Source organism: Mannheimia granulomatis (assembly GCF_011455695.1).
GTDB lineage: Bacteria > Pseudomonadota > Gammaproteobacteria > Enterobacterales > Pasteurellaceae > Mannheimia > Mannheimia granulomatis_A.
Map to the genome: position 1 here is coordinate 1,929,647 of NZ_CP015030.1, position 15,131 is coordinate 1,944,777.

The 15,131-nt window shown below is 42.5% G+C and carries 15 protein-coding genes and 2 rRNA genes; 7 read left to right on the forward strand and 10 right to left on the reverse strand.

The window, feature by feature from the left end; all coding sequences use genetic code 11:
* Positions 1 to 9: 9 nt before the first annotated feature.
* The 8 genes from rpsC to rpsJ are packed head-to-tail and all read right to left on the reverse strand — an operon-like array spanning position 10 to position 4,109.
* Positions 10 to 714 carry a 30S ribosomal protein S3 gene (rpsC, locus tag A4G16_RS09345; RefSeq protein ID WP_027073856.1) on the reverse strand — a complete coding sequence of 235 codons (705 nt, stop codon included), beginning with the start codon at positions 712 to 714 and terminating at the stop codon, positions 10 to 12.
* An 18-nt stretch (positions 715 to 732) separates the two neighbouring features.
* On the reverse strand, positions 733 to 1,065 hold the full coding sequence (gene rplV, locus A4G16_RS09350; RefSeq protein WP_005599292.1) for a 50S ribosomal protein L22: 333 nt from the start codon (positions 1,063 to 1,065) through the stop codon (positions 733 to 735).
* Positions 1,066 to 1,075: 10 nt separating this feature from the next.
* Positions 1,076 to 1,351, reverse strand: coding sequence for a 30S ribosomal protein S19 (rpsS, locus tag A4G16_RS09355; RefSeq protein ID WP_005539416.1), 276 nt, complete (start codon positions 1,349 to 1,351; stop codon positions 1,076 to 1,078).
* 30 nt (positions 1,352 to 1,381) lie between these two features.
* Complete coding sequence (gene rplB / locus A4G16_RS09360; RefSeq protein WP_165889628.1) at positions 1,382 to 2,203, reverse strand: 50S ribosomal protein L2; 822 nt, start codon at positions 2,201 to 2,203, stop codon at positions 1,382 to 1,384.
* A 22-nt stretch (positions 2,204 to 2,225) separates the two neighbouring features.
* Entirely contained in the window at positions 2,226 to 2,531 is a 306-nt protein-coding gene (gene rplW, locus A4G16_RS09365; RefSeq protein WP_027073854.1) for a 50S ribosomal protein L23, read from the reverse strand.
* Positions 2,528 to 3,130 (reverse strand): 50S ribosomal protein L4, encoded by a 603-nt coding sequence (gene rplD, locus A4G16_RS09370; protein ID WP_027073853.1) that lies wholly within the window; start codon positions 3,128 to 3,130, stop codon positions 2,528 to 2,530. The genes rplW and rplD overlap by 4 nt, the downstream gene beginning before the upstream one ends.
* A 15-nt stretch (positions 3,131 to 3,145) precedes the next feature.
* Positions 3,146 to 3,772: a 50S ribosomal protein L3 gene (gene rplC, locus A4G16_RS09375; protein ID WP_165889629.1), complete on the reverse strand. Its 627-nt coding sequence runs from the start codon at positions 3,770 to 3,772 to the stop codon at positions 3,146 to 3,148.
* Between the two features lie 25 nt (positions 3,773 to 3,797).
* The gene (gene rpsJ / locus A4G16_RS09380; protein ID WP_001181005.1) at positions 3,798 to 4,109 is read right to left on the reverse strand and encodes a 30S ribosomal protein S10; all 312 of its coding nucleotides are present in this window, start codon (positions 4,107 to 4,109) and stop codon (positions 3,798 to 3,800) included.
* Positions 4,110 to 4,577: 468 nt separating this feature from the next.
* Here rpsJ and A4G16_RS09385 point away from each other — a divergent pair, with 468 nt between their 5' ends.
* The 7 genes from A4G16_RS09385 (at position 4,578) to prmA (ending at position 11,521) form a co-directional block, all read left to right on the forward strand.
* Positions 4,578 to 5,216 carry a TfoX/Sxy family DNA transformation protein gene (locus A4G16_RS09385; protein ID WP_165889630.1) on the forward strand — a complete coding sequence of 213 codons (639 nt, stop codon included), beginning with the start codon at positions 4,578 to 4,580 and terminating at the stop codon, positions 5,214 to 5,216.
* A 155-nt stretch (positions 5,217 to 5,371) separates the two neighbouring features.
* Entirely contained in the window at positions 5,372 to 6,766 is a 1,395-nt protein-coding gene (gene fumC / locus A4G16_RS09390; protein ID WP_165889631.1) for a class II fumarate hydratase, read from the forward strand.
* A 133-nt stretch (positions 6,767 to 6,899) separates the two neighbouring features.
* On the forward strand, positions 6,900 to 7,010 hold the full coding sequence (lptM, locus tag A4G16_RS09395) for an LPS translocon maturation chaperone LptM (RefSeq protein ID WP_042802508.1): 111 nt from the start codon (positions 6,900 to 6,902) through the stop codon (positions 7,008 to 7,010).
* Between the two features lie 141 nt (positions 7,011 to 7,151).
* Positions 7,152 to 8,402: a diaminopimelate decarboxylase gene (lysA, locus tag A4G16_RS09400; protein ID WP_165889632.1), complete on the forward strand. Its 1,251-nt coding sequence runs from the start codon at positions 7,152 to 7,154 to the stop codon at positions 8,400 to 8,402.
* 21 nt (positions 8,403 to 8,423) lie between these two features.
* Positions 8,424 to 9,053, forward strand: coding sequence for a glutathione S-transferase family protein (locus A4G16_RS09405; RefSeq protein ID WP_165889633.1), 630 nt, complete (start codon positions 8,424 to 8,426; stop codon positions 9,051 to 9,053).
* Between the two features lie 71 nt (positions 9,054 to 9,124).
* Positions 9,125 to 10,570, forward strand: coding sequence for a metalloprotease TldD (tldD, locus tag A4G16_RS09410; protein ID WP_165889634.1), 1,446 nt, complete (start codon positions 9,125 to 9,127; stop codon positions 10,568 to 10,570).
* A 66-nt stretch (positions 10,571 to 10,636) separates the two neighbouring features.
* Entirely contained in the window at positions 10,637 to 11,521 is an 885-nt protein-coding gene (gene prmA / locus A4G16_RS09415) for a 50S ribosomal protein L11 methyltransferase (RefSeq protein ID WP_165889635.1), read from the forward strand.
* A gap of 283 nt (positions 11,522 to 11,804) precedes the next feature.
* Here the strand turns inward: prmA and rrf are convergent.
* Both rrf and A4G16_RS09425 read right to left on the reverse strand, forming a co-directional pair.
* A 5S ribosomal RNA gene (gene rrf, locus A4G16_RS09420) occupies positions 11,805 to 11,920 on the reverse strand.
* 191 nt (positions 11,921 to 12,111) lie between these two features.
* Positions 12,112 to 15,012: ribosomal RNA gene (locus A4G16_RS09425) — 23S ribosomal RNA — on the reverse strand.
* Positions 15,013 to 15,131: the final 119 nt, after the last annotated feature.

The following is a 15,131-nucleotide window of genomic DNA, read 5'->3' on the forward strand; positions in this document are numbered from 1 at the left end:
GTGATCTCCTTATTTACGACCTTTGCGAGCTGGCTTTTTAGGCTGTGCCGCTGGTTCTTTTTCAGATTCAATCACTGCAGCCATTCCACCAAGAATCTCACCTTTGAAGATCCACACTTTTACGCCAATTACGCCGTAAGTGGTGTGAGCTTCAGCAGTGTTATAATCGATGTCTGCACGAAGTGTATGTAGAGGCACTCGACCTTCACGATACCACTCTGAGCGAGCAATTTCTGCACCACCTAAACGACCGCTAACTTCAACTTTGATACCTTTAGCACCTAATTTCATTGCGTTCTGAACCGCTTTCTTCATAGCACGGCGGAACATAACACGACGTTCAAGTTGAGAAGCGATGCTATCAGCAACTAATTTTGCATCTAGCTCTGGTTTTTTCACTTCAGCGATATTGATTTGAGCTGGAACACCAGCAATTTTAGCAACTGCGTTGCGTAATTTCTCAACATCTTCGCCTTTTTTACCGATAACGATACCAGGACGGGCTGTGTGAATAGTTACACGAATACTTTTTGCAGGACGCTCAATAGTGATACGTGATACAGAAGCGTTCGCTAACTCTTTGTTTAAAAATTGACGTACTTTGAAATCGCCTTCTAAGTTATCAGCGAAATCTTGTGTATTCGCGAACCAAGTAGAGTTCCAAGGTTTAACAATACCTAGGCGAATACCATTAGGATGTACTTTCTGACCCATTTGTTATTCTCCACTTAATTAACGATCTGACACAACCACAGTGATGTGGCTTGTACGTTTTAAAATACGATCTGCACGACCTTTTGCACGTGGCATTACACGTTTCATGCTTGGACCTTCATCAACGAAGATTTTAGCAACTTTAAGGTCATCGACATCTGCACCGTCATTGTGCTCTGCGTTTGCAATAGCAGACTCTAATACTTTCTTAACTAAAGCAGCTGCTTTTTTGTTAGTGAAAGTTAAGATTTCTAATGCTTGCGCAACTTTTTTACCACGGATTAAGTCAGCAACTAAGCGAGCTTTTTGGGCAGAAGTACGAGCGTAACGATGTTTAGCAATAGTTTCCATCTTTTACCTCTTATTTCTTAGCTTTCTTATCTGCGGCGTGACCGCGGTATGTACGAGTCGGGGCAAATTCACCTAGTTTATGACCGATCATTTCATCGGAAACATAAACAGGAACGTGCTGACGACCATTATGGACTGCGATGGTCAAACCAATCATTGATGGAATGATCATTGAACGACGGGACCAAGTTTTAATTGGCTTTTTATCCCCGCTTTCCACCGCCTTCTCTACCTTCTTCAACAAGTGTAGGTCAAGGAAAGGACCTTTCTTGAGGGAACGTGGCATTGGTGTTTACCTTTTAGTTAATGAATAAAATTATTTGCCACGACGACGTACGATGAATTTATCAGTACGTTTGTTGTGACGAGTTTTCTTACCTTTGGTTTGAACGCCCCAAGGTGTAACAGGATGTTTACCGAAGTTACGACCTTCACCACCACCGTGTGGGTGGTCTACCGGGTTCATTGCAGTACCACGAACTGTTGGACGAATACCTCTCCAACGGTTTGCACCTGCTTTACCAAGTACGCGAAGCATATGCTCTGAGTTACCTACTTCACCGATGGTTGCAGTACACTCAGCTAAAACTTTACGCATTTCGCCTGAACGAAGGCGTAAAGTAACATAGTTACCTTCACGAGCGATAATTTGCACGTAAGCACCTGCAGAACGAGCAATTTGACCACCTTTACCTGGTTTTAATTCAACATTGTGAACTGTAGAACCAACAGGGATATTACGCATAGGTAACGCATTACCTACTTTAATCGGAGCTGAAGCACCTGCTTGAATCGTATCACCAGCAGATAAGCCTTTTGGTGCTAAGATATAACGGCGCTCACCATCTTTATAAAGAACTAATGCAATGTTTGCAGAACGATTTGGATCGTATTCTAAACGCTCAACAACAGCTGGAATGTCTAATTTGTTACGTTTGAAGTCAATTAAACGATAGTGTTGTTTATGACCGCCACCAATGTGACGAGTTGTGATACGACCTAAATTGTTACGACCACCAGTTCTAGATTTAGTATCTAATAATGGTGCATAAGGTTTACCCTTATGTAATTCTGCGTTAACAACTTTAACTACGTGACGACGACCAGCGGAGGTCGGCTTACATTTAACGATAGCCATTGTATTTTATTCCTCCGTTTTATTACTCTGCCGCACCTTCAACGAAGTCAAGTGATTGACCTTCTTGAAGAGTTACATAAGCTTTTTTCCAGTCACTACGACGACCCATTTTAGCACCGCGACGTTTAGTTTTACCTTTAACGATTACAGTACGAACAGAGTCCACTTTCACTTCAAATAGTTGCTCAACTGCATTTGCAATTTCAACTTTGTTAGCATCCAATGCTACTTTGAAAACGATAGTGTTGCCTTTTTCAGCATTATTCGTCGCTTTTTCAGAGATATGTGGTGCTTTTAACACATTTAGCAAACGTTCTTGTTGAATCATGCTAACATCTCCTCAATTTGTTTTACTGCATCAACAGTAACAACCACTTTATCGAAAGCAATTAAGCTAACTGGGTCGATACCTTGAACATCACGCACATCTACTTTATAAAGGTTGCGCGCAGCTAAGAATAGATTTTCATCTAAGCTTGCAGTAATGATAAGAGCGTCAGTTAACGCCATATCTTTTAATTTTTGTGCTAATACTTTAGTTTTTGGTGCATCAATTTCAAATTTTTCAACAACTACTAAACGGTCTTGACGAACCAGTTCAGAAAGAATGCTCTTAATTGCACCACGGTACATTTTTTTGTTCACTTTTTGGCTATGATCTTGTGGTTTCGCAGCAAAAGTGATACCACCTGAACGCCAGATTGGTGATTTGATGTCACCAGAACGTGCACGGCCTGTACCTTTTTGACGCCAAGGTTTTTTACCTGAACCAGACACTTCAGCACGAGTTTTTTGAGCACGAGATCCTTGACGAGCACCTGCTGCATAAGCAACAACTACTTGGTGGATTAATGCTTCATTAAACTCACGTCCGAAGGTAGTTTCAGAAACAGTTAGTGCGTTTGCACCTACAACTTGCAATTCCATCTCTATCTCCTAGACTTATGCTTTAACTGCTGGTTTAACGATAACATCACTATTAGCAGCGCCTGGAACAGCACCTTTAACTAATAATAATTTACGCTCAGCATCTACACGAACAACTTCAAGTGATTGAACAGTTACACGCTCAGCACCTAAGTGTCCAGCCATTTTTTTACCTTTAAACACACGACCTGGAGTTTGGTTTTGACCAATAGAACCAAGTACACGATGTGATAAAGAGTTACCGTGTGTAGCATCTTGAGTACGGAAATTCCAGCGTTTAACACCGCCTTGGAAACCTTTACCTTTTGATGTACCAGTAACATCGACTTTTTTAACATCTGTGAAGATGTCAACATTGATTTCTTGACCTAAAGTGAATTCTTCACCTTCAGTACGAAATTCCCATAAACCGCGACCAGCTTCAACACCTGCTTTCACGAAATGACCTGCTTCTGGTTTAGTTACACGACTTGCTTTTTTAGAGCCAGTAGTAACTTGAATTGCAGAATAGCCATCGTTTTCAAGGGTTTTAACTTGAGTAACACGGTTGGCTTCGATTTCGATAACGGTAACTGGAATAGACACGCCGTCTTCAGTGAAAACGCGGGTCATACCAACTTTACGACCGATTAAACCAATCATTGTAATAACCTCTTAAAATTCCCAATTAACCTAGACTAATCTGAACATCAACGCCAGCAGCTAGATCTAAACGCATTAATGCATCAACAGTTTTTTCTGTTGGTTCAACAATATCAACTAAACGTTTGTGAGTACGGATTTCATATTGATCACGTGCATCTTTGTTCACGTGTGGAGAAATCAATACAGTGAAACGTTCTTTACGAGTTGGTAAAGGAATTGGACCACGAACTTGTGCACCAGTACGTTTAGCTGTTTCTACGATCTCCGCAGTAGATTGATCAATTAAACGATGATCAAATGCTTTTAAGCGGATACGGATTCTTTGGTTCTGCATTAGACCAGAGCTCCAATTAAAAAATTTAGCTAATAAAAAAACCAAACTACCACTTAACCAATAGGATAAGGGAGCTCAGTTAAACCTATATAGTTCCAAAATTAGGAACATTTTTACATTACAAAATCTGCAATGCCATTTGATAAATGATTACATCAAACGTCTCAATTAATGTTGGTTAACCCATACCATAAATAGAGCGCTGCAATTCTACCTATAAATTATCACTTATGCAACTATTTTTGCATTTTTTGTTTCGCACGCAAAGTACAAAACCTATTAAGATACACAATATTTCCCATACAACAATTGAAGTAACTCAAAGAAAGGATATTTTTATCTTTTTTTATCAAAACTTTTCGAGCAACTTCACAATTCTAGAAAATCCTAGTTGAAATTTAGTGCATAACAGTTTATTCATTGACTTGAACAATAATACACATACCACTTTACGCCAGGAGGCTAGACATGAAAGCGACTAATGAAATTAGACAAGAAATTGCCCCTCTATTTTCACCAATTATCGGACAATTTCGACTGAAAACATATTTTTCCTACTATGCTGTTTTCAAAAATGATTTAATGATCGCTCTATACCAGAACAATTCCATATACCTACGTATTGCAACTAAATATTCAGAGCTCATTTTTAATCACCCAGATACAAACCCGTTATGTGATGATAAGATAGGGCTACAAAGTAATAAATTTTATAATCTTCCGGCTGATATTCTTGCCAATAATTCCCTCTTTACTGACTTAGTTATCTCAATTGTAGATGAGCTTAATCAGCTAAAACAAGAATGCCACAAAAAACGTGCAACTCAAATTAGAAATTTACCTAATATGAATATCAAATTAGAAAGAATGCTCAAAAAAATCGGAATTCTTTCTATCCAAGATTTCATAGAGGAAGGATATATTAAAGTATTTATTAAGCTAGTTATACAAGGAATAGATGTGACTGAGGAGCTACTTTTTAAATTAAATGGGGCTTTAAATCATCAATATATCTACACATTCACAGAACAGCAAAAACGAGAATTAATGCAAGAAGCAAATCAAGCCTTATATGAAGCAGGGCTACGTAAACGCTTCGCCTATTAAACAATAATGTGATCCAAATCATAAAACTGCCAAAAACTGGTAGGGAATTGCATTTCACAGTTCATTTCTTTTCCTTTTATGCTAGTATTTCCTTAATACCTCTAAATTATTAGAAGGTGTCAATTTTAAATTTCATTAAAATTTAGGAGTCAAGTATGGAATACCGTATCGAAAAAGACACTATGGGTGAAGTGCAAGTCCCGGCTGATAAATATTGGGCAGCACAAACAGAACGTTCACGCAATAATTTCAAAATTGGTCCTGAAGCATCAATGCCTGCTGAAATTATCGAAGCCTTTGGTTATCTGAAAAAAGCGGCTGCTTACGCGAACCACGATCTAGGCGTACTAGCGGTCGAAAAACGCGATTTAATTGCAAAAGCCTGTGACGAAATTTTAGCCAACAAACTTGATGATCAGTTCCCACTCGTTATTTGGCAAACAGGTTCCGGCACACAGTCAAATATGAATGTGAACGAAGTCATCTCTAACCGTGCACACGTGCTTAATGGTGGCAAACTCGGAGAGAAGTCTATCATTCATCCTAACGATGACGTAAACAAATCCCAATCTTCTAATGACACCTACCCAACCGCAATGCATATTGCGGCATATAAAAAAGTAGTTGAACATACCCTTCCTTGCGTAAAACGCTTGCAAAAAACCTTTGCGGAAAAAGCAGAATCCTTTAAAGATGTAGTAAAAATCGGACGTACACATTTAATGGATGCTACTCCATTAACATTAGGTCAAGAGTTTTCCGCTTATGCTGCTCAATTAGCCTTCGGTATTAAAGCCTTAGAAAATACCCTACCTCACTTATCTGAACTCGCCTTAGGTGGTACAGCTGTAGGCACAGGTTTAAATACACCAAAAGGCTATGATGTAGTAGTTGCGGACTATATCGCTAAATTCACAGGCTTACCTTTTGTAACTGCACAAAATAAATTTGAAGCCCTAGCAACTCATGATGCGATTGTAGAAACCCACGGCGCCTTAAAACAAATCGCAGTTTCTTTATATAAAATTGCTAACGATATCCGCTTATTAGCCTCAGGCCCTCGCTCAGGTATCGGCGAAATCTTAATTCCTGAAAACGAACCGGGTTCGTCCATCATGCCGGGTAAAGTAAATCCAACCCAATGCGAAGCAATGACAATGGTTGCCGCACAAGTGCTAGGTAACGACACCACAATTTCTTTTGCAGGCACTCAAGGCCACTTCCAATTAAATGTATTTAAACCTGTAATGGCTGCAAACTTCTTACAATCTGCTCAATTATTAGGGGATGCTTGCGTGTCATTTGATGAACATTGTGCAGTAGGCATTGAGCCAAACTACCCACGCATTAAACAACAGCTTGATAATTCATTAATGTTAGTTACTGCATTAAATACCCATATAGGCTACGAAAATGCTGCAAAAATTGCCAAAACTGCCCATAAAAACGGCACAACATTAAAAGAAGAGGCGATTAATCTCGGCTTAGTATCCGCTGAAGATTTTGATGCTTGGGTTCGTCCTGAAGATATGGTTGGTAGCTTAAAATAAATTAAGCAAACTGTATTAACCGTTACACCTCAATCCTTGGGTATAACCCACAAAGGCTTGAGGTGTATTTTTTTATAGCGAGGGTTCTGATTTTGTTTTAGAATGGCATCATCTTTTTTAAAAGGAACCACCAATGAAAAAACTACTTTTAGTGGCATTAATCGCCACCTTAGGCTTAAGTGCGTGTGGCGTAAAAGGCCCACTTTACTTCCCTGAGTCAGCACCAAAACACGAACAAAAATAATGCTGACAAGCGGTTAAATTTCACTAAAAATTTGCATAGATACGAGTTTGTAACAGCATCAGCTCATACGTAAAATTTTAGTAAAAATTGACCGCTTGTTATTTTACTTTTCTTATAAAAATCAAAACACAACGGAATTATATGAACCATTTTGAATACAGAAACAATCAACTTTTTGCCGAAGAGGTGGCGATTTCAGAGATTATCAAACAGCACGGCACCCCGGCTTATATCTATTCTCGAGCCACCCTTGAACGCCATTGGCACGCCTTCAACAATGCCTTCGGCTCACACCCACATTTAGTCTGCTTCGCGGTCAAATCTAACTCAAACATTGCCTTATTAAATGTCATGGCTCGCCTCGGTTCAGGCTTTGATATTGTTTCCCAAGGGGAATTAGAACGTGTTTTAGCCGCAGGTGGTGATCCTGCTAAAATCGTTTTCTCCGGCGTGGCAAAATCCCATAGTGAAATCAAACGAGCATTAGAAGTGGGGATCCGTTGTTTCAATATTGAGTCAATTCCAGAATTACACCGTATTAATGAAGTAGCTGCTCAGTTAGGAAAAATTGCCCCAATTTCTCTACGAGTAAACCCAGATGTGGATGCACACACCCACCCTTATATTTCAACGGGTTTGAAAGAAAATAAATTCGGGGTGAGTGTGACCCAAGCTAGAGAAGTTTATCGCTTAGCAAAAACCTTGGATAACGTAAAAATTACCGGAATGGATTGCCATATCGGCTCACAATTAACCGAATTACAACCGTTCCTAGACGCAACAGATCGTTTAATCGTGCTAATGGAACAGCTTAAAGAAGACGGTATAGAACTACATCATTTAGATTTAGGAGGTGGTTTAGGCGTGCCTTATAACGGTGAAGAGCCGCCGCATCCAACAGAATATGTCAAAGCCTTACTTGAAAAATTAAAAGGTTACGAAAATCTAGAAATTATCATTGAGCCAGGGCGGGCTATTACTGCAAATGCGGGTATTTTGGTAACCAAAGTCGAATATATCAAACAGAGTGAAGATCGTAATTTTGCGATTGTCGATACGGGAATGAACGATATGATTCGTCCAGCACTTTATGAAGCTTATATGCAAATTACCGAAGTGGATAAAACCCTCAACCGAGAAAAAACACTCTACGATGTGGTTGGCCCAATTTGCGAAACTTCAGACTTCTTAGGCAAAGCAAGAGAATTAGCGGTTGCAGAAGGCGATTTAATTGCAATGCGTTCTGCCGGAGCTTACGGTGCTGCAATGTCTTCAACCTATAACTCTCGCCCACAAGCAGCAGAAATTATGGTTGATGGTAACCAAGCTCACTTAATTAAAGCCCGTGCAACTTTCGCCGATTTATGGCGTCTGGAAAAATTATTACCTTAATAGTAAAAAGAGGAAATCAGAATGAAATTATATGGTTTAGTTGGAGCTTGTTCCTTTGTGCCACACGTGGCATTAGAGTGGATCAAAGCTCAAACCCAGCAAAATTATGAATTCCAAGCAGTCAGCCGTGAATTTATTAAATCAGCCGAATATTTAGCCCTCAACCCTCGTGGTGCTGTGCCGTTATTGGTAGATGGCGATTTAGCCCTTTCCCAAAATCAGGCAATTTTGCACTATTTGGACGAACTCTACCCAGACGCCAAATTATTCGGTAGCAAAACAGCAAGAGATAAAGCAAAAGCGGCACGCTGGTTATCTTTCTTTAACGCAGATGTACACAAATCTTTCGTGCCATTATTCCGATTACCAAGTTATGCTGAAGGCAATGAAGAGCTTATTAAAGCCATTCGCCAGCAAGCAGCGGAACAAATTCTGGAACAATTAGCAACTGCGAATGAATATTTAGAAAGCCATATTTTCTTCGGTGAAACAATTTCGGTTGCGGACGTGTACCTTTACATTATGCTAAATTGGTGCCGCCGATTAGGCTTAGATTTTTCACATCTCGAGCAGCTATCTAACTTTATGCAACGTGTTGAAGCGGATAAAGGCGTAGATAACACTCTCGACCAAGAAGGCTTAAAAGGCTAATTTACGAGATTAATCATTTAAGACGATAGATTTATGCTAAAATCTATCGTCTTTTATTTTTAGGAATCACAATGTTAAATACCGTTTCAGACAGCCTACTTGCCCCAAGTGGCATTGAATTTTCTCATTTAAGCCAAGTGCTCGATCAATTTTCCGGCAGAAATATTGATTATGCCGATCTCTATTTCCAACTTAGCCAAGATGAAAGCTGGTCACTAGAAGATAGCATTATCAAAGAAGGCGGGTTCTATATCGACCGCGGTTTTGGCGTACGTGCCGTAGCAGGTGAGAAAACCGGATTTGCTTATGCTGACCAAATCACGCTTAAACAATTAGAACAATGTGCGGCCGCAGCACGCTCTATCAGTGCTACAAGCGGTCAATTATCGGTAAAAAATTTCAAAAAAACGACCGCTTGTACACGCTATCCAGCTATCAATCCGCTAGATTCCATCAGCCGTGAACAAAAAGTAGAACTACTGCATTTAGTGGATAAAACCGCTCGAGCAGAAGATCCACGTGTAATTCAAGTAAATGCTAATTTATCTGCTGTTTATGAAGAGATGTTAGTTGCAGCTACAGATGGCACATTGGCTTCCGACATCCGACCTTTAGTGCGATTATCAGTTTCCGTCTTAGTTGAACAAAATGGCAAACGTGAACGAGGCTCATCAGGTGCGGGCGGACGCTTCGGCTTAACTTGGTTCTTAGCACCGAACGAAACCGGTTTTAGCCGTGCCGAATATCTCGCAAAAGAAGCGGTGAGACAAGCACTCGTTAACCTTAATGCTATTCCAGCACCAGCAGGCACATTGCCAATTGTTCTCGGTGCAGGCTGGCCGGGTATTTTATTACACGAAGCGGTCGGACACGGTTTAGAGGGCGACTTCAACCGTAAAGAAAGCTCCCTCTTCACCGGACGAATCGGTGAACTGGTTACCTCACCGCTTTGTACTATTGTCGATGATGGCACGGTGCCGAATATGCGTGGTTCAATTACAGTTGACGATGAGGGCATCCCTTCACAACGCAATGTATTAATTGAGAACGGTATTCTCAAAGGCTATATGCAAGACAAACTCAACGCTCGACTTATGGGAGTTGAACCAACAGGTAACGGCAGACGCGAATCTTACGCCCACTTACCGATGCCACGAATGACAAATACCTACTTAACCGAGGGTAACCACGAATTTGAAGAGATGATCGAATCCGTCGAATACGGCTTATATGCACCGCATTTCAGTGGCGGGCAAGTGGATATTACCTCCGGCAAATTTGTGTTCTCAACCGCAGAAGCCTACTTAATTGAAAAAGGTAAAATCACGAAACCGGTAACAGGAGCAACCTTAATCGGCAGTGGGATTGAAGCAATGCAACAAATCTCTATGGTCGGAAAAAAAATGGAACTCGACCCCGGCATTGGCACCTGCGGCAAAGAAGGGCAATCTGTACCAGTCTGTGTTGGGCAACCGACAGTGAAGTTAGATAAAATTACTGTGGGTGGGAGAGGATAATTCTCTCAACTTTGCAAAAAATTAAGAAAATATGACCGCTTATTAAACAAGAAGAGGGAAAATAATATGGCTTGGATACAAATTCGTTTAAATAGTACAGATAAATACGCAGAAGAAATCAGCGATTTTTTAACAGATATTGGAGCTGTTTCGGTGACCTTTATGGACAGCCAAGACACCCCAATTTTTGAGCCGCTTCCGGGCGAAACACGTCTTTGGGGTAACACCGATGTTGTGGGCTTATTTGATGCCGAAACCGATATGCAAATTATCGTAGAAGCACTAAAAACCAGTAAATTAGTCGAAGAAAATTTTGCTCACAAAATCGAACAAATCGAAGATAAAGATTGGGAACGTGAATGGATGGATAACTTCCACCCAATGCAATTTGGCAAACGCTTATGGATCTGCCCAAGCTGGCGAGAAGTCCCGGATCCTAACGCAGTTAATGTGATGCTAGATCCAGGGTTAGCCTTTGGTACAGGGACTCACCCAACTACTGCGCTCTGCTTACAATGGCTAGATAGCTTAGATCTTGAAGGCAAAACTGTGATTGATTTCGGTTGCGGTTCAGGCATTTTAGCGATTGCTGCATTAAAACTCGGGGCAAAACAGGCTATTGGGATTGACATTGATCCCCAAGCGATTCTTGCCAGTCAAAATAACGCTGAAGCTAATGGGGTCGCTGATCGTTTACAACTATTCTTAGCGAAAGACCAACCAAAAGATTTACAAGCTGATGTTGTAGTCGCCAATATCTTAGCCGGCCCACTAAAAGAGTTGGCACCTAATATTATTACTCTCGTAAAATCTCAAGATAAGCTAGGTTTATCAGGTATTTTAACCACTCAGGCGGAATCTGTTTGTGAGGCCTATTCAACAGATTTCATATTAGATCCTGTCGCAACAAATGACGAATGGTGCCGTATTACCGGCATAAAAAAAGAATAGTTACAGATTTTTCTTAAAAACAGACCGCTTGTATTCGCTTATAACCACAAGCGGTCTACTTTATCTTGCAAAGGATTCGCGATATCATCATCCTTACTTTCTGCTTTCCCCTCACGGCCTCTACACCCTCTTTCCTCTTACTCTTTCTTCTTACCCTCGCTCTTCCCTCTGGCTCGAGCCTCTCTTTTCTCTGCCTCTGCCCATCTCTGCATGCCCTTTCTGCGTACCTACCCCAAAACAAAAACCCCAAGCCTATCGCTAAGCTCGGGGTCCTCTAATTAAGCCCTGATGTTGCCCTACTCTCACATGCGGAATCCACACACTACCATCGGCGTCACTGCGTTTCACTTCTGAGTTCGGAATGGAATCAGGTGGCACCACAGCACTATCGACATCAGGAAAATCTTCGATGATTCAGACTTTCTTCGTCTTTCTTTTTATCTTTGTCTTTCCAAATTGTTCTTTCGTTCTTTACTTTCTTCGGCTTTCGCCTTTCATTCGAAACAAGCTGTTACTGATTCTTAATTTCCGTCTTTTCGTTTTGTTTTGTTAATTTCTCAACCCTTTCACTAAAAACACTTGAGCGTTGTATAGTTAAGCCTCTCGGGCAATTAGTATGTGTTAGCTCAACGTCTCGCAACGCTTACACACCACACCTATCTACGTCGTAGTCTTCAACAACCCTTACCGACTTATAGTCGGGGAGAACTCATCTCTTGGCAAGTTTCGTGCTTAGATGCTTTCAGCACTTATCTCTTCCGCACATAGCTACCCGGCAATGCGTCTGGCGACACAACCGGAACACCAGGGGTGCGTCCACTCCGGTCCTCTCGTACTAGGAGCAGCCCCAATCAATTCTCCAACGCCCACGGCAGATAGGGACCGAACTGTCTCACGACGTTCTAAACCCAGCTCGCGTACCACTTTAAATGGCGAACAGCCATACCCTTGGGACCTACTTCAGCCCCAGGATGTGATGAGCCGACATCGAGGTGCCAAACACCGCCGTCGATATGAACTCTTGGGCGGTATCAGCCTGTTATCCCCGGAGTACCTTTTATCCGTTGAGCGATGGCCCTTCCATTCAGAACCACCGGATCACTATGACCTGCTTTCGCACCTGCTCGACTTGTCTGTCTCGCAGTTAAGCTTGCTTATACCATTGCACTAACCTCACGATGTCCGACCGTGATTAGCAAACCTTCGTGCTCCTCCGTTACTCTTTGGGAGGAGACCGCCCCAGTCAAACTACCCACCAGACACTGTCCGAACACCCGATTAGGGCGCTTCGTTAGAACATCAAACGTTAAAGGGTGGTATTTCAAGGACGCCTCCACACAAACTAGCGTTCATGCTTCAAAGGCTCCCACCTATCCTACACATCAAAATTCAATGTTCAGTGTCAAGCTATAGTAAAGGTTCACGGGGTCTTTCCGTCTAGCCGCGGGTACACCGCATCTTCACGGCGATTTCAATTTCACTGAGTCTCGGGTGGAGACAGCCTGGCCATCATTATGCCATTCGTGCAGGTCGGAACTTACCCGACAAGGAATTTCGCTACCTTAGGACCGTTATAGTTACGGCCGCCGTTTACTGGGGCTTCGATCAGGAGCTTCTCTTTCGATAACACCATCAATTAACCTTCCAGCACCGGGCAGGCATCACACCCTATACGTCCACTTTCGTGTTTGCAGAGTGCTGTGTTTTTAATAAACAGTTGCAGCCAGCTGGTATCTTCGACCGGTTCAACCTTCGTCCGCGAGGGACTACAATCTACGCCGGCGCACCTTCTCCCGAAGTTACGGTGCTATTTTGCCTAGTTCCTTCACCCGAGTTCTCTCAAGCGCCTGAGTATTCTCTACCTGACCACCTGTGTCGGTTTATAGTACGGTTTAGTGTAATCTGAAGCTTAGTGGCTTTTCCTGGAAGCGTGGTATCGGTTACTTCAGCTCCGTAGAGCCTCGTCATCACTTCTCGGTGTTAAAAGCGTCCGGATTTGCCTAAACGCTCCACCTACCGGCTTAAACAGGGATATCCAACACCCTGATAACCTAACCTTCTCCGTCCCCACATCGCAATTACACCAAGTACGGGAATATTAACCCGTTTCCCATCGACTACGCTTTTCAGCCTCGCCTTAGGGGCCGACTCACCCTGCCCCGATTAACGTTGGACAGGAACCCTTGGTCTTCCGGCGAACGAGTTTTTCACTCGTTTTATCGTTACTTATGTCAGCATTCGCACTTCTGATACGTCCAGCAAACCTCTCGATTCACCTTCTTCCGCTTACAGAACGCTCCCCTACCCAACAGACTTTCGTCTGATGCCGCAGCTTCGGTGACTAGTTTTAGCCCCGTTACATCTTCCGCGCAGGCCGACTCGACTAGTGAGCTATTACGCTTTCTTTAAATGATGGCTGCTTCTAAGCCAACATCCTAGCTGTCTAAGCCTTCCCACTTCGTTTCCCACTTAACTAGTACTTGGGGACCTTAGCTGGCGGTCTGGGTTGTTTCCCTCTCCACGATGGACGTTAGCACCCACCGTGTGTCTCCTGAGTATCACTCTTCGGTATTCGCAGTTTGCATCGGGTTGGTAATCCGGGATGGACCCCTAGCCGAAACAGTGCTCTACCCCCGAAGGTGTCCGCTCAAGGCTCTACCTAAATAGATTTCGGGGAGAACCAGCTATCTCCCGGTTTGATTGGCCTTTCACCCCCAGCCACAAGTCATCCGCTAATTTTTCAACATTAGTCGGTTCGGTCCTCCAATTAGTGTTACCCAATCTTCAACCTGCCCATGGCTAGATCACCGGGTTTCGGGTCTATACCTTGCAACTCAAACGCCCAGTTAAGACTCGGTTTCCCTACGGCTCCCTTATTCAGTTAACCTTGCTACAAAATATAAGTCGCTGACCCATTATACAAAAGGTACGCAGTCACAGAACAAGTCTGCTCCCACTGCTTGTACGCACAAGGTTTCAGGTTCTATTTCACTCCCCTCGCCGGGGTTCTTTTCGCCTTTCCTTCACAGTACTGGTTCACTATCGGTCAATCAGGAGTATTTAGCCTTGGAGGATGGTCCCCCCATCTTCAAACAGGATATCACGTGTCCCGCCCTACTTGTTGTTAGCCTAGTACCACAATAATGTTTTCGAGTACGGGACTATCACCCTCTGTGGTTGAGCTTCCCAGCTCATTCCTCTAACAAAACTGCTATCACTAACTGGCTCTTTCGCGTTCGCTCGCCGCTACTAACGAAATCTCGGTTGATTTCTTTTCCTCGGGGTACTTAGATGTTTCAGTTCTCCCGGTTTGCCTCATTTACCTATGTATTCAGTAAATGATAGTAGGTTCTTCACCTACTGGGTTTCCCCATTCGGACATCTTGGATTAAACGCCTCTTATCGACTCATCCAAGCTTTTCGCAGATTAGCACGTCCTTCTTCGCCTCTGATTGCCAAGGCATCCACCTTGTGCGCTTAGTCACTTAACTATACAACCTCAAATGTTTTTTTCTCGGTTGCTAAATTAACAACTTGCTTGAGTGCTTTTGTTCACTCAAGACTTCAACTACTCAGACTTTCTTTCGAAAATCTCTCAGTTTTTCAGCTT